The organism is bacterium, from assembly GCA_040754625.1.
Classification (GTDB): Bacteria; JACRDZ01; JAQUKH01; order JAQUKH01; family JAQUKH01; genus JAQUKH01.
Genome location: JBFMCF010000083.1, coordinates 47,949 through 72,944, shown reverse-complemented (window position 1 = coordinate 72,944; position 24,996 = coordinate 47,949). Strand labels below are relative to the sequence as shown.

The 24,996-nt window shown below is 38.4% G+C and carries 24 protein-coding genes; 8 read left to right on the top strand and 16 right to left on the bottom strand.

The features are described 5' to 3' along the window. Positions 1-166: 166 nt before the first annotated feature. The 7 genes from AB1498_07460 to AB1498_07430 all read right to left on the bottom strand — a co-directional run bounded on the left by AB1498_07460 (position 167) and on the right by AB1498_07430 (position 6,739). The gene (locus AB1498_07460) at positions 167-1,717 is read right to left on the bottom strand and encodes an MlaD family protein (protein ID MEW6088127.1); all 1,551 of its coding nucleotides are present in this window, start codon (positions 1,715-1,717) and stop codon (positions 167-169) included. 228 nt (positions 1,718-1,945) lie between these two features. Then, positions 1,946-2,719 carry an ABC transporter permease gene (locus AB1498_07455; protein MEW6088126.1) on the bottom strand — a complete coding sequence of 258 codons (774 nt, stop codon included), beginning with the start codon at positions 2,717-2,719 and terminating at the stop codon, positions 1,946-1,948. Positions 2,720-2,795: 76 nt separating this feature from the next. Continuing rightward, positions 2,796-3,140, bottom strand: a complete 345-nt coding sequence (locus AB1498_07450) for a P-II family nitrogen regulator (protein MEW6088125.1) — start codon at positions 3,138-3,140, stop codon at positions 2,796-2,798. Between the two features lie 173 nt (positions 3,141-3,313). After that, positions 3,314-3,520: a hypothetical protein gene (locus tag AB1498_07445; GenBank protein MEW6088124.1), complete on the bottom strand. Its 207-nt coding sequence runs from the start codon at positions 3,518-3,520 to the stop codon at positions 3,314-3,316. Positions 3,521-3,575: 55 nt separating this feature from the next. Further along, positions 3,576-4,331 (bottom strand): nucleotidyl transferase AbiEii/AbiGii toxin family protein, encoded by a 756-nt coding sequence (locus tag AB1498_07440; protein ID MEW6088123.1) that lies wholly within the window; start codon positions 4,329-4,331, stop codon positions 3,576-3,578. Beyond that, positions 4,297-5,082, bottom strand: a complete 786-nt coding sequence (locus AB1498_07435; protein ID MEW6088122.1) for a hypothetical protein — start codon at positions 5,080-5,082, stop codon at positions 4,297-4,299. The genes AB1498_07440 and AB1498_07435 overlap by 35 nt, the downstream gene beginning before the upstream one ends. A 79-nt stretch (positions 5,083-5,161) precedes the next feature. Next, positions 5,162-6,739, bottom strand: coding sequence for a YiiX/YebB-like N1pC/P60 family cysteine hydrolase (locus tag AB1498_07430; GenBank protein ID MEW6088121.1), 1,578 nt, complete (start codon positions 6,737-6,739; stop codon positions 5,162-5,164). Positions 6,740-6,966: 227 nt separating this feature from the next. On the opposite strand from AB1498_07430, the gene AB1498_07425 reads away from it, so the two are divergent. Continuing rightward, positions 6,967-8,091, top strand: coding sequence for a hypothetical protein (locus tag AB1498_07425; protein ID MEW6088120.1), 1,125 nt, complete (start codon positions 6,967-6,969; stop codon positions 8,089-8,091). Between the two features lie 132 nt (positions 8,092-8,223). On the opposite strand, the gene AB1498_07420 is transcribed toward AB1498_07425, so the two are convergent. From AB1498_07420 to AB1498_07405, 4 genes are all read right to left on the bottom strand, one after another. Further along, positions 8,224-9,384, bottom strand: a complete 1,161-nt coding sequence (locus AB1498_07420) for a glycosyltransferase family 4 protein (protein ID MEW6088119.1) — start codon at positions 9,382-9,384, stop codon at positions 8,224-8,226. Between the two features lie 34 nt (positions 9,385-9,418). Beyond that, positions 9,419-9,703, bottom strand: a complete 285-nt coding sequence (locus AB1498_07415) for a glycogen-binding domain-containing protein (GenBank protein ID MEW6088118.1) — start codon at positions 9,701-9,703, stop codon at positions 9,419-9,421. Positions 9,704-9,844: 141 nt separating this feature from the next. Further along, the gene (locus tag AB1498_07410; GenBank protein ID MEW6088117.1) at positions 9,845-10,714 is read right to left on the bottom strand and encodes a LuxR C-terminal-related transcriptional regulator; all 870 of its coding nucleotides are present in this window, start codon (positions 10,712-10,714) and stop codon (positions 9,845-9,847) included. 168 nt (positions 10,715-10,882) lie between these two features. Beyond that, positions 10,883-12,421 carry a YifB family Mg chelatase-like AAA ATPase gene (locus AB1498_07405; protein ID MEW6088116.1) on the bottom strand — a complete coding sequence of 513 codons (1,539 nt, stop codon included), beginning with the start codon at positions 12,419-12,421 and terminating at the stop codon, positions 10,883-10,885. A 120-nt stretch (positions 12,422-12,541) separates the two neighbouring features. Here AB1498_07405 and AB1498_07400 point away from each other — a divergent pair, with 120 nt between their 5' ends. The 7 genes from AB1498_07400 to AB1498_07370 all read left to right on the top strand — a co-directional run bounded on the left by AB1498_07400 (position 12,542) and on the right by AB1498_07370 (position 19,546). Further along, the gene (locus AB1498_07400) at positions 12,542-13,732 is read left to right on the top strand and encodes a cysteine desulfurase (GenBank protein MEW6088115.1); all 1,191 of its coding nucleotides are present in this window, start codon (positions 12,542-12,544) and stop codon (positions 13,730-13,732) included. A 38-nt stretch (positions 13,733-13,770) separates the two neighbouring features. Beyond that, positions 13,771-15,084: a glycosyltransferase family 39 protein gene (locus tag AB1498_07395; protein MEW6088114.1), complete on the top strand. Its 1,314-nt coding sequence runs from the start codon at positions 13,771-13,773 to the stop codon at positions 15,082-15,084. After that, entirely contained in the window at positions 15,054-16,376 is a 1,323-nt protein-coding gene (locus AB1498_07390; GenBank protein MEW6088113.1) for a glycosyltransferase family 39 protein, read from the top strand. The genes AB1498_07395 and AB1498_07390 overlap by 31 nt, the downstream gene beginning before the upstream one ends. Next, positions 16,366-17,478 carry a hypothetical protein gene (locus tag AB1498_07385; protein ID MEW6088112.1) on the top strand — a complete coding sequence of 371 codons (1,113 nt, stop codon included), beginning with the start codon at positions 16,366-16,368 and terminating at the stop codon, positions 17,476-17,478. The genes AB1498_07390 and AB1498_07385 overlap by 11 nt, the downstream gene beginning before the upstream one ends. 82 nt (positions 17,479-17,560) lie before the next feature. Then, on the top strand, positions 17,561-18,898 hold the full coding sequence (locus AB1498_07380) for a glycosyltransferase family 39 protein (protein MEW6088111.1): 1,338 nt from the start codon (positions 17,561-17,563) through the stop codon (positions 18,896-18,898). Between the two features lie 99 nt (positions 18,899-18,997). Further along, positions 18,998-19,252 (top strand): DUF4160 domain-containing protein, encoded by a 255-nt coding sequence (locus AB1498_07375; protein MEW6088110.1) that lies wholly within the window; start codon positions 18,998-19,000, stop codon positions 19,250-19,252. Then, a complete protein-coding gene (locus AB1498_07370; protein ID MEW6088109.1) occupies positions 19,253-19,546 on the top strand; it encodes a DUF2442 domain-containing protein in 294 nt (97 codons plus the stop codon). 24 nt (positions 19,547-19,570) lie between these two features. On the opposite strand, the gene AB1498_07365 is transcribed toward AB1498_07370, so the two are convergent. The 5 genes from AB1498_07365 to moaA form a co-directional block, all read right to left on the bottom strand. Beyond that, entirely contained in the window at positions 19,571-21,949 is a 2,379-nt protein-coding gene (locus AB1498_07365) for a hypothetical protein (GenBank protein MEW6088108.1), read from the bottom strand. 143 nt (positions 21,950-22,092) lie between these two features. Continuing rightward, positions 22,093-23,019 (bottom strand): AAA family ATPase, encoded by a 927-nt coding sequence (locus AB1498_07360; GenBank protein ID MEW6088107.1) that lies wholly within the window; start codon positions 23,017-23,019, stop codon positions 22,093-22,095. Further along, positions 23,004-23,465, bottom strand: coding sequence for an MOSC domain-containing protein (locus AB1498_07355; GenBank protein ID MEW6088106.1), 462 nt, complete (start codon positions 23,463-23,465; stop codon positions 23,004-23,006). The genes AB1498_07360 and AB1498_07355 overlap by 16 nt, the downstream gene beginning before the upstream one ends. Further along, entirely contained in the window at positions 23,446-23,988 is a 543-nt protein-coding gene (gene moaC, locus AB1498_07350; GenBank protein MEW6088105.1) for a cyclic pyranopterin monophosphate synthase MoaC, read from the bottom strand. Before moaC ends, AB1498_07355 begins: the two co-directional genes overlap by 20 nt. A gap of 6 nt (positions 23,989-23,994) precedes the next feature. Then, complete coding sequence (gene moaA, locus AB1498_07345) at positions 23,995-24,990, bottom strand: GTP 3',8-cyclase MoaA (protein MEW6088104.1); 996 nt, start codon at positions 24,988-24,990, stop codon at positions 23,995-23,997. Between the last annotated feature and the right edge of the window lie 6 nt (positions 24,991-24,996).

Here is a 24,996-nt window from a genome sequence, read left to right as displayed (position 1 = left end):
GATAATGAAAAACATAAAACTTTCAGGCAAAAAGTTTTTCATTTTAGAGATTCTTTTTCTCATGATTCACTTATGGTTTTGCCAAATATTTTAAAATTGGCAGCTTAAATTTGCCAAACTCAAGTAACATATTTAACTCTTAATTCTCAAACTCAAAACTCAAAACTTATTTTACATACGACACAAGTCCCAAAAGATATTTTATGTCTCTGTCTTCTATAAAAACATTTAATCCCGCGTAATAAGATTTATCAAGCAAAAGGTCTTCAGCGCCTAAATTAAAATAAATATTTTTCGTTAATTGATATGTCCCTTCCAGCCTGACCTGCGGTTTGGACAACCTGCCAAAGTCATAAGCGGAAACACCTAAATTGAAATTTTTGCCAAAAGGATAATAATTCAAACCCACACCACCGCTTGACTCGATCACCCCCGCTTTCAAAGTAAGCCAGTTTTTTACTGCCGCACCGATTAATAGAGAAACTCTCTCTTTCCCTCCGATATCAACCATTTCCAGCAAATAATATTTCCCCGGCCTGGGTTCAAATTTGAAAGAAAACGTATTTCGAAAATCTTTCTGGTCTTCCTGTTTTACAAAACGGTAGTCCATCCTGTAACCCCAGTAAGTTTTATACTCGTTAACCCTTCCTGACAGCTCTTTAACGCTCGCTATAGTTTCATTCAGGTTGTTATAAAGCTCATCTTCTTTTGCCAGCTTCCCTATTGTGCCTTCCCCTCTTTCTATACGGCCTGCTACCTGGTTTAAAGACGTGCTTATTCCTTTGATTTCCACAAGCACATCGTTCAGGTTGTCATACAATTCAGCGTTCGTCGTTAGCTTGCCTATAACACCTTCTCCTCTTTCCACGCGGGCGGCTATATTGTCGACTCTTTTCATGGTTTCGGCCAGCGTCCGGACAATCCTGTTAAATTCCGTGCTTGTCGCATTAAAATTTGAGATAAGCGAAGAAATATTATTGCCGGTATTGTTGATTCCTTTATCCAGATCTTTTGTAATAATAAGCATTTCATCAGAAATTGCGATTGTTCTCTGGAAAAGTGTCTGGGAATACTGCTCAACATTACTCAAAATCGAAACGAGTTTTGCCTGGAACTCACGCTCGGTTTCAGTAAGCCCCTTGGAAATGATGCTCATATTTTTTGAAATATCTTTTATATTCGCGCGGTTCTCATTCACAAGCATATTAATGCTTGCAATTAAGTCCTCTGTGTTTTTAATCACCTGCCGGATATCAAAATTCATCGCGTTCTCAGCCCTGTCCATAAAACGGTTCATGCTTGCCATAATCTGGTCTACCCTGACAGTCGGTTCGGAAAGCAGTGGAGGGCTTGACTCTGTAAGTACCTCACCTGTAGCCGGGCCCTGCGTAACGCTGATATACGCCTCTCCGAGAAGTCCGGCAGAATTAATAATTACCCTGGCGCCTTTCCTGATATGATGTTCGGGTTTTAACTGGACCACGACAATCGCGCTTGAACCTTCCAGGTAAATGTCAACTACTTTTCCTACAATAACGCCTGCTATCCGCACATCATCGTATAAACGAAGCCCGCCGGTATCTTCAAATTTCATTTTTACTTTATCGCCGGGTTTTTTGAACAGACTTATCTTGCTCACTGTAAAAGTCATGCTGGCAAGAATGACCAGTGAAACAAAAATCATAATACCAACCTTTGTTTCAGTTGAAACAGACATAATTTCCCCTTCAATGAGAACATCATTTATGAAGCATGACATGCGCACAGAAATGATAGTGCGAATTGAACCCCGCACTAAATCGGCCGTCATACCAAAAATAATCCCTTATGTATCGTTTAAACACTTCATCTAATCAGTTAACCTCACACTAATAGAAGATTTAGTGCGGGGTAAATTCGACCATACAACTTAGCTTTGCATTAGCTTGCTAAGTTGTAGTCTCATTTAAAAAAACAAAATAGTCAAATAATAATCCGACACTAAAATAAGTATCGAAGCCAAGACCACGGCGCCTGTGGTTGACAATCCGACTCCTTCCGCGCCGCCGTGCGTGGAAAATCCTTTATAACATCCCACAACCGCGATAATCATCCCAAAGAAAAAGGCTTTTATCAAACCGTTATAAATATCACGCAATAATAAAACATTTCGCGTAGTATCAAAATAAAGAACGGGATTGACATTAAATCCCCTTGCTGAAACAATCAACCCTCCCAAAATCCCGGTAACCGCGGCAACCGCTGTTAATAAAGGAAGCATAACAAGCGACGCGATTAACCTTGGAACAACAAGATACCTGTAAGGATTAACCGCAAGTGTCGAAAGCGCGTCAATCTGTTCCGTAACCTGCATTGTTCCAAGTTCAGCCGCCATGGAAGAACTTATCCTGCCCGCGACAATAAGCCCTGTAAGCACAGGGCCCAATTCACGGGTCATACTCAGGCCTACAATCGGGCCCACATACCGCGAGATATTCATAAAACTCATACCGTAAAAAGTTTGCACGGCCAGCACCATACCGCTAAAACCCGCGGTAATTAAAACTACAGGCAAACTCATTACGCCAATCCGCTCCATATGAATAAATGTCTGTTTAAAATTAAAAGGCCCGCTTATTACAAAATATAAGGAATTAAACCAAAAAATAGCAAAATTTCCGACATTTTTGATTAAAATCCTGACATTTTTCCCTATAGATTCAAAAAATCCTAATATCATATAAAAAATGGGTAAAATTTACCGGTTAATTAATAAAATCGGCATGATTTGGCCAAAACTTAACGGTTTGAGACAACTACCACTTCAGCTCTTCCTTTGTCAATCCATATACCTTGCTGACAGGGATTGTGAAAAGAATACCGGTTCCTTCCTTATCAAGGTCAATACTTTTTCTTATCATATCAATAGTTTTATTTAAAAGCTCTTCATCTTCGATTACCGAAAATATGGTTCTATTGTAAAAATGCGTCCCTTTCATTATATTTTTCAGGGTGGCGAAAATCGGAATATCATAAGAAACCGCCCTCCCCATACCCTCTGTATCAATAATTGTCGCACCGGGAACACCCGCTTCCACAAAAATAGTAAGGACTTCTTCCATGTATTCTTCCCTGTTAAGAACAAGAACCAATAAATGCATTTTGCTCCTTTACTCTGATATTCTAATTTATTTTAATAACGCAAAAACAACGGCAATGTCTTTAATATTCTATATTTTCGGCATATATATTATTATCTATAACAAGCTGCTGCCTTCACCTTAAACTCCGCTTAGTAATATATACCAATTAAATATTTAGCGTCAATGAGATTTTATTCAATTCCCGCCTTTTTCCTAATCCCGTCAATATCCCCGGGATTAAGCCTGTTTAAGGCCATTCTCCGTTTTTGATATTGCCATGGTTTATCAAGCTCGTTATACAGCCAACCAAGCAAATCGGGTTTATGGTTAACCAATTCCGTGTATAAATCACCGTAAAGTTTTTTAAAAACAGGATTAGTGTATTTTAAGACCTCCACATGCTGAGCGGAAATATCTTTTCCTTGAACGCCGTTCGTTCCCAGCCTTACTGACTTATTTTACCGTCTCAACAATTTCATCAGCCAATTTCTTAACCTCTTCTTTAGTTACTGATTCACGGTAATATAATTCCTGCATTTCATTCTCAAATCTGTCTAACGATATTCTCAAATTTTCCGCGATTCTTTCTTTGTCTAAAGGCTTATGTAACTCCTTCTTTTGCAATAGGGCCAATCCTTCTTTTATTTTAAACCCAAAATTTTTCTTTAATATCACTAAATCATAAGGATCCCTTGGCCTTGCCCTGTCAGAGAGTGTACGAAGTTTCTCTGCAAATATTTCCTTTTCATTCATGACCAGGCAGGAGAGTTTTACCCCGTAATAATTTTTGTACTCCATTATTCTTGGTTCAAGCAAAACTTTTTGATTGGTGTTTATATCAATCCCAATTGTGTCTGGATGGGATAATACGCCCCGGTATTGGATAGAAAAATCCAATCCGTATTTTTTCTCTTTTGCATCTTTCAATTTAAATATGTCGATTCTGGAAAATACTTTTTCCAAATCCGCCTGGGTTAATTTGACTCTGGAGGTAAAATCCAAATCTTTTGAGAACCGGCTTTGCTCTAAATAACAATGATAAACGGCTGTTCCACCTTTAAATACAAGAGCATTTTTTAATCCGGAGTTATAAAATATATTCAGGATTATCGCAAGAAAATAATCTTTTTCAGCATCCTGTAAATGATATTTTGGCCCGCGTTTGTTCAGGATTTCAAGTTGAGCTCTTGATAGTAAATCTATCTTCATAATAGAGACGCCATTTTGCGTTAAATCTTTTTGAGTTGGGAGTTAATTTGCTATAACCTTTTGTTTTTACTCTCTTATGTAACTCCTCAGTATCTACTTTTATCAAATCCAAAATAAATCCTAATTTCCGTTTTGTTGCTTCTGGAAATTTTAGTGCGCAAGTAAATAGTTTTTTAAAATCAAGTTTATCCTTTACCTTTTGTAGTTTTTCAATCAATAAATCTATTGAATAAGTGTCATTCTTGAAATACAGATAATCCAAAATTACTTTTTCCAACTCAGCGATTTTAATATAAAAACCTTCTAAGTTTTCAGTTTTAAAACCGAAGTATAACTGTTTATTTATCTTAAGATAATTATATATATTGTCTTGAAACAGATATTTTCTGGATTTGGATGTCGTTATTGATGAAGTAGTCCGTAACATCTGGTCAAAAAGGCCATAGAAACTCATAGCCGAATCTAACGAAATATAGGAATTTTTATTAAAAGCATTTGCAATAACAAAAGGTGAGATATTTACAAATCCGCGGGAAGATATATCTGTAATAAAATAAAGCCCTCTTTTTAAAGAAACAAGCCATCCTTTTTCTTTTAATTCAAATATTTTTTTCTTTAAGGCAAATCTTGAGTATTTTTTACCTAAATTTCTATAAATATCATTGGCAGGGACAATTCTGCCTGAAAAAGCAATGATATCTTCAATATCTTTCAACCGTTTTTCCGTTAAAATTGTATTTTTTGAAGCCATTTGTATACATCCTTTAGGTAGCTATCGAGAATTAAAACATACAAATACAATTTTGTCAAGTGTAAGGTGATATTGTTTTTTATTTTTCCTGCTTTTCATCTGCTGATTTTTGAACAATAATATGCCACTTCGGGCGTTTCCAGCTTTTTCTGAATTCGTCCGCGCCTGTTTCTATCGCCTTGTCTTGTTTTTCATTTCCGTCAAGAAACAAAACAAAAGCCATCTGCTGATTCCCGGAGTTTAATTCATTGTCAAAAATACGGCAGATTTCATTCGGGGAAAGAAGCAGGCGGCCTATGACCTTATCCAGCGGAAGTTTTAAACCATTATAATCTTTTGAGGGTTCATACACCTTGTAAATAAGCTCGGAACAAACCAGTTCCGCGTCCGTTAAAAAATCAAAATTAAAATCATACGGCCTGCCGCTATATTGAAAAGCCCTTAACAAGGCGTTCGCTTTTTCAATTTTAGCCAATTTCGGGCGCAATACTCCTAATGAATCCGCGGCTCCTGAATGCTCGAGAGTTGTAAATGAAACACCTTCTCCAATAGCTTCCAAAACGCGCGGGATATGCCCTTCTTCCTGCTGTTTAAGGCTTAATTCATAAGCTTTTGGATATTTTGATTTAAGCAGTTCTTCAAAATCTCCGTCTTTTTGCCCCTGTTCTTTTACCCAGTTTTTTATTTCCTCGGTCTCAAAATATTTTTTTCTATCTTTGGGTGAACCGATAAAAAGCGCAGCGTGGGTCCAAAATCCGGGCAATCCTATATTAGATATATACCATTCCCGCCTTTCAAGCAAGATATCACCCGGCTGCAGTTCAGGAAGCATTCCCGCAATCTGTTCCTGTGAAATCAGTGATTCTCCTTTACGCCTTACACGGGTATCTCCCATCCATGTCGAAACTCCCTCCTGGACAGGTATAAAAACTGAAGAACCAATTTTTCCAATAACATCAAATGCGTTTTTTATTGTTAAAACCTCTCCTTTCCCTTTCCCCGCGTCCCAGATTTTCTTTTTATCTTGTTCTATAATTTCATCAATATCAGATTTTCCATAAAATTTCCGGACAATATTCAAAGCGGCAAATTCACTCGCTTTTATCATATTCAGAAATTCAAATTTAAAATTGTCGTATGTTTTTTCAGGTAAACCCAGCTCAACCACAGGTTCATTAAGAACGGTATCAAAATGCGGATTTTTTTCTATCTCACTGATAAAATCAAGCGCAAACCGGTATTGGACAATAAAGGCAGAATGAAAAATTGAAAACGAATCTTTTTTTAACTTGTCATCTTTGATATCATTGAATTTACTGTAGTATTGTTTAAGAGAATCCAGCGCGATATAATAGTCCAGAAAACTTTTCCATGTATTCCAGAGGACTTCCTTTTCTTCGCGCGTCGGCATAGACCGCTGTTTTGAACCTTCTTTTTTCACGGATGAAAAAACCGGCTCAGTTTTTAAGAAATTCATTATCGTTACCAACCCGTCCCTGTAAACAACAAGCATTTTTACATCCTTACGGATTTTTTCAGTCAAAACTGTATTATCCAGTTCAGCCGGAGGAATTATTTCAGCGGACAGCGGTGAAAATAGAAAAAACAAAACCAGAAATATACTAAATGAGATATTAATCATTTTTGATTTTCTCATAAACTTTCTTCTTTTGTTTTATCCAGTGCTCTGTTACTTTAATTTTTAGTGGAGCCGAAAAAGTGCCAATAATTTATGTAACTTAATTGTATTTTACCAGAAAATATGGCCGGTGAGAAATTTTTGTGCGGATGGATAAAAACCGAAAACTAAAAAATATTTGTAAAAATGTCCGGATATGAAATATAATTGAGATAATTTATTATATTTGATAATAGGAGGCAAACATGTGGGCGGAAAAACCGGCTGCTTTTCTCATAATCCACGGTATCGGCGAACAAAATCCTTACGAAACACTGGATAGTTTTGTAAGGCCTTTCTGGTCGTTGCTTGAAAAAGAAAATATGCCTCGCAAGGTGACATGCCTGCATAAATGCGAAAAAAGAAAAGGCTGGATTGAAAATTATGTATCTCTGAAACTTGATCAAAGCGGCACACCGATTGATTTTTTTGAACATTATTGGGCCAATATTCCGCAAAGGCGGGTAAATCTCCAGGAAATATTCGACTGGCTGATTACCACATCGGACGGCGCGGGAAAATTCTACGAAGAAAACAACAAACTGGCTGCCAAATATGAAGAATTGGGGGTGAAAGCCTTCAAAAACGGAAAATTTGAAAAATATTGGTATCTCAGACACATGGGCGTATTTCTCAGATTACTTTCTTTTATTAAAATAACAAGGATAAGTTATTTGGATCCGGTCATCAATTTGTTCCTGAATGAAGCCAAACAGGTCCTCATCAGCTATCTTGGTGACGTGGTAGCCTATACCTCAACAGACATCAAATCAAAAACATTCGAGATAAGAAAACAAATCCTGGATGGAGCGGTGGAACATCTCAAGCTTCTTCTTAAAGACGAACGATACGGCCAAATAATCGTGGCAGGCCATTCCCTTGGAAGCGTAATAGGTTATGACTGCCTTAACAGAATAAATCTCCAGATGAACGTTGACCCCGGTATGAAGGCAAACGCAGGGAAGATAAAAGGTTTTGTCACATTCGGCTCACCCCTGGATAAGATCGCCTTCTTCTTCCGGGAACACACCAAACCCGAAGAATTTATCCGGCGTCAAATCCTCTCCCATTTCCACAGTTTCAAAAGCTTAAACCTCAATTTAAAAAAAGACGAGACTGAAATCGAAAATCCTTATCAATCTATTCTCGATAAAAAAGTCTATTGGATGAATTTCTGGAATCCAAAAGATCCCATCAGCGGGCACCTGGATTTTTACGATGTGGACGAAAACATAAAATTAGACCTTCGGTCCGCATTTGGGCTGGCACACACAAAGTATTGGGGATTTTCAGAAATGTACAAAAATATATCAAAGCGGTATTTGATATAAGCCTTTTAGTATATGCCTGTTACTCTATTTCAATTTCAAAACTTATTCTCGCCCCTGTCCAGGCTCCGGTATTGAATAGCTTCCAGAATATAATGTTGTTGTAATTTTTATTGACAATAATTGAAATGATCACTAATTGTTATAAACTGTCAACACCTGATTTACTATTACATCCCATGAAAATGCTGTTTCAACTGCGGCACGTCCATTTCTACCCATCCACCGCGCATGTTCAAAATTGGAAAATAAAGTTCCTACACCCCATGCCACAGAGTCTACATTTGGATAAATCTTTAACCCATTAACATCATGCCATACTATTTCTGACGGGCCGCCATGGACACTCGCAATCACTGGCTTATCTGCACTCCATGCTTCAAGAATAACAATTCCAAAGGGTTCATTCCTGCTGGGCACACAAACACAATCTGTAGCTTTATAAATATCTGTAATGCCGTTTCCGTTATGATGTCCGAGAAATCTGGTTGCATAACTTACGCCTAACTGCCGGGCTCTCTCCTCAATGGACCGGCGCATTCCTCCATCACCTATAAAAACAAATTTTGCGTTATTATAAAATCTAAGTATGTATGGCACAGCCTCTATTAAAATGTCAATGCCCTTTTGATACACCATTCTTCCTACAAATAATACCATTGGATCCATCGGACCTATATCATATCTTCTCCGGACAGACGCAACATCTATCCAGCCGTCATAATTTCTGCAATTTATACCATTATATATGACATTAATCTTTCCATCAGGCACATTGTATATCCACATAATCTCATTTTTTAAAGATTGCGATACTGCAATAACTTTATCAGCGCAATATGTTCCATACCACTCAAGATGCCTTATTCTTTTTGAATTACCATCGAAAAAGTTATTACCGCACCTCCCATATTCAGTAGAATGAATGGTAATTACCGACTTTCGGGGCCTCCCGATTTTTATCCAGGCCAACGCATTGGTGGTCAACCAATCATGCGCATGGATTATATCAAAATGCCCTATATAATCCTCAGTTTGAAAAAATGTATCCACAAATGAACGGCACATGTTATTTATTTCTTCTATAAAATCCGGGCTTGAAGCAAAAGGACACCTATGATAATGAACACCTTCTATGCGCTCATATAGAGAATGGTTAGACCTACCCATTCGCGTGAACACATGAACTTCGTGGCCCTTTCTCTCCAGGGCGGCCGCAAGTTCAGTAACATGAATCGCCACACCACCTATATATATAGAGTGAGCAGATTCCCACGAAAAAATAGCTATTCTCATAGTCGCTTTGCCCCGGCGAAAATTGTAAAATGAATCAGAATTCTACTTCTTTTACTGAATTTAAAGAACCAAATGAATTTGTAACGGTCTCGGTATTTAATGGGTCTGTCCACCACCGGCCATCAACAATAAATTTATACTCATATTTACCCGGTTCAAGGTTTACTTCTACACTCCATTTCCCGTTTTGATTCTTTTTCATTTTTAAGCCGGCTTCATTCCACGAATTAAAATCACCTGTTAACAATACATCGTTTGCGTCAGGTGCATCAAGGTGGAATATCACTTTTCTCTCTCTGCTAAATATTTTCTTCGCCATAATTTTACCTCCTTTATGATTCTAAATTAAGATATGTATAATTGTATTATATTATTTTATTAAGCAAAAAACATCAATAGGGCTTTAATGGTTATATAATGGGTATAAAAATACCCATAATATAGAAGAGCTTTCTCTTGGTTAGAGTCTTTGCAGGAAAGAAATTAAATTAACCTTTTCGTTAGATATGTTTAACTTTCTTCTTATATTTTTACGGTGTTTCTCGATTGTCTGCCGGGAAATATTTAAAAGCTCCGAGACATCTTTGCTTGTAAAACCGCCTTTTAACATATTACAAATTTCGATTTCCCGGGCTGTTAATTTAGTGGTTTTTTCCGTAATCTTACGTCCAAAGGAAGAAACCAAATTTTCCAAATGATACTGGAGTAAATTAATATACTTGGAAGACGCCCCTTTTATTTTAAGTTTTTTTAAAATTGGCAGCAATAACTCATTTACATTAATTGCTATATTTTCTTTCATATCAATTTTCGTTCTTTCAATATACTCTATCATTTCTTTAAGAGCCAGATTTTTCTGTTCCAAAGCCAATTTCTGTTTATGTAGTTCTTCCTTAGACTTTCTCAGGGCATCTTCCACCTCTTTGCGCTTGGTAATATCTTCTACTATCTCTATCGCTGCAATAATCTTTCCTTCTTTATTTTTAATTGCAGAAGAAATTATTCTATAATTAATAATTTTACCGCCTGCAGGTGTGTCGGTAACTGATTCATGGACCCGGCCGTCTTTTAATGTCTTACAGGTTGGGCAATAATTGCATATATTTTTTCTGGGCGGTTTATTAAAAGCCCGGTAACAAACCGGTTTTTTGGTAATATCGATATCTGGAAACCATTTTCTCATTTGTTTATTCATGGATAATATTTCCATGGCCGGACCGATGAGCGATACACCGATACCAATATTATCTACCACACTCCTAAATCTTTCTTCTGACTCCCTTAAATCATCCTCTATTTTCATTTTCGTGCGTTTAGTAATATTTATCATACCTGTGCTGCCATTCTGTAAGATAAATCTAAAAGTTCCACGGGGCCGTTGTCTTCTAAATATTCCAAGGAATTAAAAGACCTTGGAAAAACATTGAGAACAAAAATATTTGGCCTGAATTTTCTCCGGAAAGATGTTTTCAATTAATCCAATATTGTAAACACCATTTCAAAACTTATTCTCGCCCCTGTCCAGGCTCCGGTATTGAATAGCCTCCAGGATATGTTGCTGTTGAATGGATTCTGACCCTTCCAAATCGGCAATCGTGCGGGAAACTTTTAGGATGCGGTCGTAGGCACGCGCGGAAAAACCCATTTTCTGGATGGCATCTTTTAGAAGATTCAGCGAAATTTCATCTATCTCACAGTATTTTTTGATGTCTTTATGCCCCATATGGCTGTTGCAAAAAATTTTTTTATTGTTTCTGAACCTTTTTTCCTGTATGTCCCGCGCTTTATTTATTCTAAGTTTGATTTCCGCCGAGCTTTCAGCGGGAACCCTGCTTGATATATCCTTAAATTTAACAGCGGGGACGTCGAGATGAATGTCAATCCTGTCAAGGAGCGGTCCTGAGACTTTAGAGCGGTATCTGTGTATCTGGTTCGGTGAACAACGGCATTCATGGAAGGGGTCACCGTAATAGCCACAGGGACAAGGATTCATCGCAGCCGTCAGCATAAATCTCGCGGGGTATGTTAATGACGCGGCCGCGCGTGAAACTGTTACCACACCGTCCTCAAGCGGCTGGCGCAAAACCTCCAAAGCGTTCCTGCTAAACTCCGGGAGCTCATCTAAAAACAGAACCCCGTGATGCGCCAGGCTTACCTCCCCCGGCTTCGGGTATTGACCGCCGCCTGTCAGCGCGATATGTGAAACCGTGTGATGGGGCGACCTGAATGGCCGGACAGCGATTAAACCTTTCCCTGAAACCAGGGTCCCGGCGACACTGTGAATCTTGGTGGTTTCCAATGCTTCTTCTAAACTGATATCCGGCAAAATCGTCGGGAAACGCTGTGCCAGCATGGTTTTTCCCGAACCCGGGGGGCCTACCATAATAACATTATGGCCTCCGGCCGCAGCTACCTCCAATGCCCTCTTTGCCTGTTCCTGTCCTTTAACATCTGAAAAATCCAATTCATAGTTTTTGTTAGTATCAAAAATTTCATTCAAATTCACCCTATAACGCGCAATTTCTTTTTCACCTTCAAGAAATTTAATGGTTTCAAAAAGGTCTTTTACCGGGATAACATCAATACCGTCAACAACACCCGCCTCATCTGAATTAAAATACGGTAAAATCAACCCCTTCAAACCTTCACGTTTTACTCCCAATGCGATAGGCAGGGCGCCGTTTATTTTCTGCACTGTTCCGTCAAGCGAAAGTTCCCCTACAACCGCGTATTCTTTTAATTTTTCCGATTTTATCTGGTTGGTAGCGGCAAGTATCCCTATGGCAACCGGCAGGTCAAACGCAGGCCCTTCTTTCTTCACGTCCGCCGGTGAAAGATTAACTGTAATTCTTTTGCTTGGAAATTCAAAATCAGAATTTTTTATCGCCGCCTTAACCCTGTCCTTGCTTTCTTTTACCGCCGCATCAGGCAGACCCACGGTGGAATAGGCGGGCAATCCTCCCGCGATATCCACTTCAACTCTGACAAGATAACTGTCTATTCCAAAAACCGTACTGCTTTGAATAATTGCCAGCATGTTTTTTATTTTATCATAAATCCAGCTTTTTATCTTCTTCTTTTTGGAATTTTACGGAGTTATTTGTGTTATAATTAGAATTAATTCCACCAAAATCGAATATAATTATCCGGTATAAAAATGAACAATATCCGCAGTAAATTTCCGGCATTAAATAATGAAAAGGTCATATATTTTGACAGTGCATGCACAACATTAAAACCCCGGCAGGTAATCGACGCTATGAATGAATACTACAATTTTTCCGGGTGCCACAAGCGCGGGAGCCATTTTTTCAGTCAAAAAACCACGGAGATCTATGAAAAAAGCAGGGGGAAAATCCAGAAATTTATAAATGCCCGTTATATCAATGAAGTTATTTTTACGAAAAATACAACCGAAGCAATCAATCTTCTGAGCCGCAGTTTTTCTTTCAAAAAAAATGATATTGTGCTTACAACCGATATTGAGCATAATTCCAATTTTTTGCCATGGATGGCGCTTGCCGCAAAAAATGAAATTACTCACAGAATAGTCCCTGTTAATGACGACTTGACCTTTAATCTTGGCTCACTTGCAAAAATCCTGGAAAACAATAAAATCACACTATTAAGCGTTCTTCACACATCAAATCTAAGCGGGGTGACTTTCCCTGTCAAAGAAATAATCTCTCTCGCTCACCAGAATGGAGCGCTTGTTCTTTTAGACGGTGCGCAAAGCGTCGCGCATCAAAAAATCGATGTGAGGGAACTGGATGTTGACTTCTTCGCGTTTTCAGCTCATAAAATGTTTGGCCCGCCCGGCACCGGAATTTTATACGGCAAAAAACACCTCATGGAAAACCTTTCACCTTTTATTGTCGGCGGCGAAACCGCTGAAGATGTTAATATGAATGATTTTGTCATCTCTTCCCTGCCCGATAAATTTGAGGCTGGAATTCAAAATTACCCTGGGGTGATAGGCACAATGGAGGCAATTAATTTTATTGAATCCATCGGCGTTGAAAAAATACACAGTCATTTAACCGGGCTAAATATTTATTTAACGCAAAAAATGTCTGAGGAAAATATTGAAATAATCGGCCCAAAAGACGCAAAATCCAGGGGAAATATTTTCAATTTTATATGCAATAAATTTGATTCTGTCCAATTAGCTCAGATAATCGACGAAGCTAAAAAAATTATGGTCCGCGCCGGTGTCCATTGCGTTCATTCATGGTTTAATCAAACACATAAACCCGCTTCAATAAGAATCTCATTCCAGATTTACAACACAACGGAAGAGATTGATACTTTTTATGAAACCTTTAAGAAGGTTATGCAATATTACTAAATGTAGGGGCAGGAAATCCCCCCTTCGGAATATTTTATATGTTGAATGAAAAAAAAACCATAATTTTAATTTTCTTTCTGGCAATTGCAATAAGATTTTTTTATGTCTATTTTTTTTCCGGATTTAATACCCTGCCGGGGATGGACGAAATTTTTTATGACAGAGTCGCGGCAAACATTTCAAACGGGCTTGGGTTTGTTGTTAAAGAAGGAGTCCCAACCACCAAAAAACCTCCCATTTATCCGTATTTTATGGCTTTGATTTACCTTTTTTTCGGAAAAGGTAATTTTCTCGCGTTAAGAATAACGCAAATTATCCTGGGCGGCGCGTCCACTGTTATAATTTATCTTATTGCAAAAAAATTGGCCGGGAGCCGCGCGGCAGTCATTTCTTCTTTCCTGGTAATGATTGACCCGTTTCTTGTATATATTTCAGGATGGGTCCTGGCCCATATCCTGGTTTATTTATTTGTTTCCCTCGCTGTGTTTTTTTGCCTTAAAACAATTGAAAAGCCGTCATTGTTAAACCAGGTTTTATCCGGAGTATTCTGGGGTCTTGCAGGCCTCTCGATGGGTTATAACACGTTTCTTTTTTACCCTTATCTTTTCCTCTGGGGACTTGTTATTTTCCGGCCTGACCGTAAAAATGCCGTGAAAATCGCATCTTTAGTATTTCTATCTACAACTCTGACTGTTTCAATATGGACAATACGGAATTATATCGCCTATAAAAAATTTATCCCTATTGTCACAAACGGCGGGTATAGGTTCCGCGGTTCAAACAATCCGCGGGCTCAAGGGTATTGGACGCCATCAAGCGGTTCCCCCCGGTTTTATTTCTCGGGTTCCGGACGGGGATGGGGTGGTTCTCCCGACTTCGAGACATGGGCTGGTGAAGCAGATTACCTCTGGCTGGACCTCCTGTTCAGCGATAAAAAAGACTATAATGATTATGAAATCAACTTATTGAATTATAAAGCGGGTTTTGACTGGATAAGGGAAAATCCCCTGTCCTTTCTAAAACTCCTTCCTAAGAAACTTTATCATTTCTTTGAACCGTACAATCCGCACTCTGCGTTTCCCAGAATACCGGGTAATTACAGGACGGCCGCTGTTATATTTTACTGTTTTATTTTCCCGCTTTTTATTTATGGTGCCTGCTTATCACTAACTGCATGGAGAAAATATTTAATTATATACCTGGCTGTTATACATTCTATTATCGGGTCTTTAATATATTACGGCGATGCCCAGCAAAGGCTTGTGATAACTCCTTTCTTTAGCATATTCGCCGCTCTCGCAATCGGGAAATTAAGTGAATTATGGAACAAAATACCAATAAAACAAACCTGAAACATATCATCTTTCTCATAACACTTGCGTCCTGCCTGCGTATTGCGTTTAATTTATTCTATGATATAAACGCCACGCCGGGAATCGACGGTATCGTCCTCGACAAGGTTGCCTATAATCTTGCAACGGGCCATGGTTACTCGGTTTACCCCGGGATTCCCACTGCAAAAAAACCGCCGGCATTCATACTTATTATGAGCTTGATCTATAAAATTTTCGGGACGCATAATTATACCGCCGTGAGGATTTTCCTTATTATTTTTTCAAGCCTTACACCTTTCCTGGTTTACCTTATCGCAAGAAACACCGTCAATGAAGAAACCGGCTTAATTTCCGCAGCGCTCGCGGCCATTTCCCCTTTGTTAATTTATAATTCATGGTGGGTGCTTTCAAACACATTCATGTATTTTACCCTGGCCCTGGGTGTATATCTTCTTACACTGCCCATGGAAAAACTGAAACCTCCGGTATTTCTGGCCTGTGGATTATGCATAGGCCTCGCGACCCTTTCAGTTCAATATGGAACAGCGTTTTATTTCCCTCTGCCTTTTATATGGGCATATTATAAATTCCCAAAAAACCGGCTAAAAAACGCCTTATTGATAACTCTTGGAATATTTATCCCCGTTTCTATCTGGATGGCGCGCAATTATATTGCTTTTAAAAAAGTTATCTACAATAACACAGAAAGCGGCGTCCGTTTCTGGGGCGGGAACAATCCCAGGGCCGACGGTAACTGGCTCCCGTGGATCGGCTCAGCCCGCTTCTTTTTTGACAGCCAGAAACCCGGGTGGCACGATGCATCCAATTGGATAGAGTTGTCGGAAAAAATGGGATATCCTTTTCAGGAACTCGTTCTCAATAAAAAAGACACATTGTCTGAACCTGAAATTAACGGACGTTACTTTAAACTCGCGATAGACTGGATTAAAAACAATCCCATTAAATATTTTAAACTGCTTGGGAAAAAATTTTTAATCTTATGGCACCCTTTTTCAAAACATTCAGTAAGCCCCTTTTTATCAAACACTTTCAGGAACATTTCTTTTTTATTCGAACTTATCATCCTGCCGTTTTTTTTGCTTGGAATCGCCGCAAGCATAAAACAATGGAAAAATTATATTTTTTTATATCTCCTTATCATTCACCAGATTATTATAGCGTTATACCACTTCGGAGATATACAGCAAAGAATGCGGGTCGGGAGCTTTATACTTATTTTTTCGGCACTTGGAATATATTCCGCAAAAAATACCTTAACAAGATTAAAAAAAGGGCAATATGAAAAATAACATTTTTAAAACAATAATTTTATTTGTCCATATTTTTATTTTATTCAGCGGCTGCCAAAAATCCACGGAGAAAAAACCAGCTAAAAATTATGGAGTAAAAGGCGTTGTAACTTACCAGGGCAAACCTATAGACTTCGCATTCGTTTATCTTTATAACGACGAAGATACCGGTTATAAAAAACAATACACTGCTATCTCTGAGGCAACCAAACGCGGCGGAGAATACTCAATCTCTCCAAAGCCAGGGAAGTATTTTCTTTTAGCGCGAAAACGCTGGAATTACGCCTCGACGGGACCTTTACGGATTGGAGATTACCAGGTAAATTACAATCAAAATCCTATTACCGTCGAGGAAAACAAATGGCTTGATATAAACCTTGAATTGGAAGAAATTAAAACTGAATCTCTGGCAGCCTCGCCAAAAAACACAGGGATAAAAGGTAAAATAGTTTCAGGAGCGGATAATATGGAAGGTGTATTTATTTATGTTTATTTAAACAGCGACAGTGACTTGCGCGGACCGTCTTATCATGCTTTGACAAAGCCGGACAAAGCCGGAAATTTCCTGCTTGATTTACCCGCGGGCAAATATTATGTTACCGCCCGGAAAAGAGCAAATAAAGATAAATTCGGAGGCTTAAAAAAAGGCGATTTAAACACCGACTATGAAAAGAACCCTGTGGAAGTCAAAATAAATAATTACACAAATCTTAGGTCTATTGTTTTAGAAACAATAGACCCCGGGAAATTAAAAAGCATACTGGAGGGTGAGATAAAACCAAATACCCAAACGATTATCAGTGGAACAATTAAAGATAAATCAGGCAGGCCAAAAGAAGGAATTTACGCGTTTGTATACCAGGATTCACAAATGATAGGAAAACCTTTATACCGCTCTGTTGTGACGCAAAAAGACGGATTTTACGAAATCTTTCTAAGCCGCGGCGGAAATTATTACCTGGGCGCAAGAAATACCTTCGGCGGGCCTCTCGCCCCGGGAGATCTCGTCGGCGCATATAACGGGACAACTGAACACATAATAAATATTAAAGATAATGAAATCAGAGAAAATATCGATATTGTCGTCGAAGAATTTTATTAACCCCCATATCCCCCTTATCAGGGGGATAGTTCATAATTTCTCCCCTGATAAGGGGAGATAAAGAGGGGTTTGGGATATTGAAATGAAAAAAAACTATTGGTTTTTATTAATTCTGTCTTTAGCTTTTCTTTTGCGTTTCCTGTATATTTACTATTTTACCGGTTTTTACTCTTCACCGGAATCCCATGGTTATTTTCTTGAACAAGTGGGTTATAATCTTTCACAAGGTGGAGGGTATGGTTCCAATCCGGACGCTCCGACTGCAAAAAAACCTCCCTTGTACCCTGCTTTTATTGCTTTAATCTACCTTTTTTTTGGGCATAATTTCGCCATGGCCAGAATAGGCCATATTTTTTTAGCTGTTTTAACCTGCATTTTCACATTCATGTTTTCTGAAAACCTCCTTCGGAATATTTCAAAAACAGACAACTTTTCTCTGTTCCCTTATTTTTCTTTAATAATCCTGAGCATCATTCCCTCTTATATTTATGTCTCAGGCTGGTTTTTAACTGAAAATCTATGCGTTCTTTTTTCCCTGCTGACAATCTATTATCTTTTAAAGACGGAAATAACCCCGTCTTTTTTCAACCAGGCCGCATCAGGGCTTTTTCTCGGATTGACTAACCTGACCCGCCCCAATTTTATTTCTTTTCTTTTTATTATTCCTCTATGGGCCTTTTTAAAATTTCCAAAAAAAGAGGCGGCTAAAATATTTTTAATAATTACCTTAACGACATTAACAGTCATAGCACCATGGATGATAAGAAATTGGAAAATTTTTAACGGTTTTATCCCCATCGCTACGGGCGGGGGCAGGATGTTCCTTGCCGGCAATAATCCCCAGGCACAGGGCGACGCAATCCTTGTCAGCGGTTCACCCCGCCTCTATTATTCCGAGGGGATACCGCAGGGGGATGAAAAAAGAGACTGGACAAAATGGGAGGGAGACACGTGGCAAAACATGTATCTTTCCGAACTTGACCCTGGGAATTTTTCTTCAGGCTTAAGCGAAAAGGAAGCCGACAGAAAATATTACCTGCAGGGGCTTATCTGGATTAAAGATAACCCGCTTCCCTTCATCAAACTATTACCTCGAAAAATTTACTGCTTCTGGCAGTACTGGAGTCCCCATACCCGCTGGCCCGCGATACCGGTCAAGTTAAAATTAATTGACCTGTTATTTTATGTTTCCTTCCCGGCCCTTGTTTTTTCCGGGTTTATTTTTTCTCTAAGGCAAAAGCGGACTTTTCTTCTTCTTTACCTTGTCCTGTTTTATTCCCAGATAACCACCCTCGTATTTTTCGGTGACGCCAGGCAAAGATTCCTGTTTCTGCCCTTTCTCGCGATCTTTGCGGGATGGGGATTAGAAAATATTATTATTTTTTGCAAAGCCAAATTCAGTCAATATAAACCGTATTAAAAACAGTAAAATATTTATTTTATATATGCTATAATTCGTTTATAAAATTCAATCGACAAGAAAAAAGATATAAATAAACTCTAAGTATTATATTATAATATGCCAACAATTCTACAAATATTAGGCTGGAGATTATTTTTTTATGCTAATGAAGGAAACGAACCAATTCATATCCATTGCAGGAAAAGTGAAAAAGAATGTAAATATTGGCTCCTTGTTAGTGAATTTGACTTAGAAGAGGTTTTTGCCTATAATATGAGTAGAAAAGATAAAAGAGAAATTAAAAAAATCATCTTTGAACATTTTGAATATATTGAACAACAATGGAAAGATTTTCAAAAAAGGAAAAACTAAATGGATAAGATTCATAAAATAAAAAATATCAAAATAGTTGGGAATAAATTGATAATAAATATTGATGATAAAGAACATACATACCAACTCAAAGAAATTTCGGAGAGATTATCCAAAGCGAGCACTATCGAAAGAAATAAATTTGAAATTTCTCCTTCAGGTTATGGCATCCACTGGCCTTTAATTGATGAAGATATTTCTATTGATGGTCTTCTGGATATAACCCATTCACCAAAGAAAAAAATAAAATTTCATAACTGTTCATTACACTCTAATGCCTATGACAGTAATTGAAAAATATTATTAGCTAATATTAAACTAAATATTCCTGTTTGCAAGACATCCCGCCGAAAGATAAACAAGCCCTGCCAGAAGAATAGTCAGGTTATAGCCGATACTCATTGACAAGACCAGGGCAAGCAGTGAGCCGAATACCGAGCTTGCTCCGTTGACCGCCCATACATAAGAAATGGATCTGCTTTCCTTAAGCGCGTTTATTCCCAATGGGAAAGGCATCCCCATAAAAAAGCCCAGAGGGAAAAGCAAAAATATAGTAAGGATATATTTGAGATAATAAGGCAGTGGAATAAAACTGTTAAATACACTGTCCAGGGGATAGCTGTAAAACAGTATTAAAAAAAATAAAAAGATAAAAATTGCTGCTTTTCGCTTCAAAAGGCCTTCCATTTTTTTGCTTGCCAGGCTCCCCGCCGCGCTGAATAAAAGCAGGCTGAAAAGAATAAGTGAAACCGCGTAAACGGGGTGCCCCAGTAAAAATATAAATTTTCGGATAAGGGTAATTTCCACAAGCATATATGCTATCCCGAGAAAAGAAAAATATGACGGAATTGCGATACTTCTTTCTTTAAAACCAAAAACCGCAATCAGCAGCAGATTTATAAATAAGAATATCAATAAAAATTTTCTTAATGTAAAAACCACTTTTAAAGGGAAATCCCTTTTTTCCTTCGGGCAGTGCCCCAGCCAGAAATCCACCGGTTTTAAAAATGTGGAAAAGAAGGGCCGGTCATCGGTGCTCGGGCGGACATCCAGAGGATAATTTTTATAGAAGGCCTTTTCATCTTTTGCGTTTATAAAATCAAACAAGTCACCTTCGCCTTCAAGACCCGGATAGTATAAAATATCGAATTGTTTCTCACTGCAGATTTCTTTTACTTTCCCAATCTCTTCCTGTGTGAACCTTTCTTTTTTCATTACAAAAATATTCATGCCGCGTTCCCTCAAAAGCATCAAATGTTTTGAAAAATCCTTTTCACCCCTTGTTTCCAACGATGCCCTTGCCAGGGAAAAAATCCTGAGTTTTTCCTCAGGGACAAAGGGCTTGATTATCGTTATCATGCCTCCCGGGTTAAGGTGATCTAAATAATCGATAAACGCCTCCTTCGTATAAAGATAATTTTCCGTGAAACTGAATGCTGACGCAACAGGATCAAGATAGGCGTAAACCTGCGTGGCGGTAATTAAATCATATTTTTTACCGCCTGTTTTTACTGCGTTTCTCCCGTCATCTACAATCGCGGCAACATTTTCCAAGCTGTAGGGGCTCCCGCTGAATTCTTTAAATTCGTTATCAACAAAATCAATAACCAGGGGATTTATCTCCGCGGCATCGATTTTCCTGGAGTTAAAAAATTTCGCGAGGAGAATTTCTTTGCCGCCGCCGGGGCCGATTATCAGCACTTCAGGCTGTTCCAGCAAATAGTATGGCAATGATATTAAATCATATTTAAGGAATTCCAGCTTTGATAAATCCCCGTCAAAATTTATTATCGGGGTGTAGTCTATTTCATTAACAACCATATTTAAGTGGGGCGGGACAAAACCTGTATACACGGAGCTCAAACCCCATAAATTGCCTATTTCCATATCATCCTGGAACGGATAAACCGCAACGTAGGAGTAAGAATTCCACCGGCTTTTCAATATATCTTGAAACCTTGACCTTACAAAATTTATTTTCGCGGGATTACTTTTAACGGAATATATAAATAATACTGATATTATAATCAATAATACTGCCAAAAATACTTTTTCTGTTTTTGAGAAAGAAAGCGATAAAAACCCTAAACCTATTCCGGAAACAGCTATAAATATAAATAAATTCGGGCCGCCGAAAACAGGAAGCAAAACAAAAATTAAAATACAGCCCAAACTTGCGCCAAACAAATTCCAAAAATATGTTTTTTCAATCTCAAAAGATGAGACGGTCAAAAACAGGCTTGATAAATATCCGCTTAAAACAAAGGGTAAAAGCATGAAAAAAAAACTAATCCACATCAAAAAAAGTGAGAATATTCCCGGATTGTTCAATACTATCTGTGACGGCCTGTAAAAAGGGTGCCGGAAATAATTAAGCAGGTTTGATACTTTTTCAGCATTTAATGACAGGAAAAAAAGCATCAAAAAGACAAAAATAAAACTAATACAATAAAAGATAAAAGAATAGAAAACAATTTTAGTGTAATTATTCCTGGCATAGTTCTGTGTCCAATAATAAAATACAGCTCCGATGCTTAATCCCATAAGGGCAAGGGCAATAGACAGGGAAGCAAAATGATAATAGATAATAACGGCAAAAATACGCGTTAATAATATTTCATAGAAAATTGTGGTTAAGGAAACAATGAATATCCCGGGTAAATGGCGTTTTTCAGGCAAGAAAAATCTAAAATTCATTTTTTATCAGGTTTACGCTGTGTGTGCGACTAATTTTAAGATATTTGTAGGTTTTGTCTGATTTTTTGCTTTAGTCTCAGCCTTAGGCGGATTAATTCCGCAAAAATCAGGCAAAACCTTCAAAAAAAAGTCACACATGGACTTTAAAAGTGATAATAATGGGGGCAATCCTGTTCATAAAGCTCAAAATATTTTTTTGTCATTTCTTTTGTAAGCCAGGGTTTAATTTTTAATAAAGCGTTATTAAAATACTCCTCTTTTATTTCACCGCTTTTATTTTGCACAGCCTGGAGAACCACGTCTTTGCACAAATTTTCTATGTCCCAGCCGGTATAACCTTCAGTGTTTCTGGCAAATTTCTCCAGATCCAGTTTATTTTTTCCCGCAAGATTTATTTTATTAACAAAAAATTTAAACATATATTCCCTGTCAACGGACGAAGGAGGGGGAACAAATATTTTTCTGTTAAACCTTGATTTTTCCTTAAAAAGGCACTGGTCGACCGCATCAATGCGGTAGCATGAGCCAGCCAAAGCAATATCTCTTATTCCTGAAATATTGTCAAGCTCTTCCAGAAATACAGTAGTCATTTCCCTGTCGGCAAAGGCAGAAGGTTTACCGCGGCTGAAACACCCTCCCCCTTCAGGTGCCCCCCTTCCCCCTGAAGGGGGTAATGGCCATGAATAATCAGCATGCGGCTGGGGCGCGAGCCACTCGGTATCCGAAACAAAAAGAACACACGGCCGGTTAAGACGGGCGGTTTTAAATGCCTCCTGCAGATCACGCGGCTTGCCTAAAATTTCCCGGCCGGAAACATAAACCAGCCTCACCTCTGCGTGGCTCGCGGCGGCCTCCGCCATCATTTTTATACCCACCCCCAGCGGCCCCCAGAGCATTACGCCGGTGGGAAGCTGTATTCCTTGTCTTTCCAATTCGCTTCCGCATACCAGTGGCAGGGAAACCAATTGTTTAACCTTTTCCTTAATCCCGGGATAACCGGCAATATTATCCCATGTAAGGACCGGTTCGCGGTTTTCGTAATAAACGCCCTGGGCTAATTTGTTGTGCATATAATCATGTCTCCTACTTTTATTTCCCCGCCATGCAAAACTTTCGCAAAAATGCCTTCTTTTGGCATCACACAATCTCCAACCTTATAAAAAACCTGGCACCGGGAATGGCATGTCTTTCCAATCTGCGTTATCTCAAGCAAAGCCTTCCCAATCTGGAGTTTTGTTCCAGGGGGCAGATGCATTAAATCTATGCCTCTGGTGGTTATATTCTCCGCAAAATCGCCGGGATTAACAGCGAGTTTTTTCTTTCTCGTTTTAAAAATTGATTCAACGGCTAAAAGGCTTACTTCCCTGTTCGGCGTCTTTGCGTGAGCATCATTTTCAACGCCAAAATTTTCTTTCAGTAAAATTTTTGCGACCCTTTTTTTACTTACGCCTTTTTCCGAGCTTATATTTACTGAAACCACCTCGCCGGTAATTATATCAGGCTTCTTTTCGGGCATAACTTCCACTTTTTCCTCCCTTTTTAAAAACTAAACTGATTTCTCCGATTTCCATACTTTTGTCAACTGCCTTGCACATATCATAAACCGTAAGTCCCGCGACAGCTACCGCTGTCAGGGCCTCCATTTCCACACCGGTCCTGTCTTTTGTTTTTATAAAAGATTGTATTTTAATTTTGTTATTTGCCTTATCCATTTCCAATTCCAGGCCGACATGCGTCAGATTAATCTGATGGCACAGCGGGATCAGCTCCTGTGTTTTTTTCGCGGCCATTATTCCCGCGATTTTTGCTGTTTCCAGGACGTTCCCTTTTGCAATTTTATTTCTATCTATTAACTTTATTATTTCAGGACTTACTCGGACAACACCCGAAGCAATTGCCTCTCTCTCGGTCACATCTTTATGCCCGACATCAACCATTTTGACTTTACCTCTTCCATCCAGATGAGATAATGTTCTCGTTGTTCGTTGCTCGTTGCCCGTTGCTCGTAACTTCTGACTTCTGACTTCTGACTTCTGCATTTTATTTTACCCTCCAATCTCAGCCATCGTCCTCCGGCATTCTGTAAAAAAATCGTTATTAACATTCAAATTATGTTGTTTAGGTTTGGTTAAAAGGGCTTTCTGCACCATATCAGCCAAATCTTTTTCATCTGCACCGGATCTTATCATATTTTTTATATCAACCTCAGTATCTGAGAAAAGGCATAAACGCAATTTTCCATCCGCGGTCAACCTTAAACGGTTGCATTTTTCACAAAAACATAAAGAAATCGGGCTTATAAACCCTATTGTCCCTTTTGAATCTTTTAACCTGAAATAATCAGCCGGGCTTTTATCGGTTTTATTGACCGGTATAAGTTTACCATATTTATTTTCGATAATTAACTTAATTGTTTCCACCGGGATAAAACTGCCATGCCAGTCGATCTCCCTTTCCTTAATGGGCATGAATTCAATAAACCGGACATGTAGATTTTTGTCTTTTGTTAATTTTGCAAAATCCGGGATTTCATCATCATTTATTCCCTTTAACGCCACGACATTTATCTTAACAGGGTTTATTCCCAAATCCAGCGCTTCATTTATGCCTTTAATAATTTTAATAAAATGATTATTTTTACTGCCGGTAATGCTTTCATATTTTTCTTTTTTTAATGTATTGACACTTATATTAACTCTCGTCAACCCCGCTTTAAAAAGCCCATCGACTTTTTCCTGGAAAATCACGCCGTTTGTAGTCAGGCTTAAATCTTTCAGCCCCGGGATGGTTTTTATCTCTTTAATAAAATCCACAATACCCAGGCGAAGAAGCGGTTCCCCCCCTGTAAGTCTTACCTTGTTTACACCCAATCCCGCAAGGATTCTGACAAAACGCAATATCTCTTCATAACTCATAATTTCAGAAGAAGATATTAATTTTACCCCTTCTTTGGGAAGGCAATATATACAGCGCAGATTACACCGGTCAGTAAGAGATATACGTAAATAATTAATTTCCCTGCCAAAACTGTCTTTTAACATGTTTTT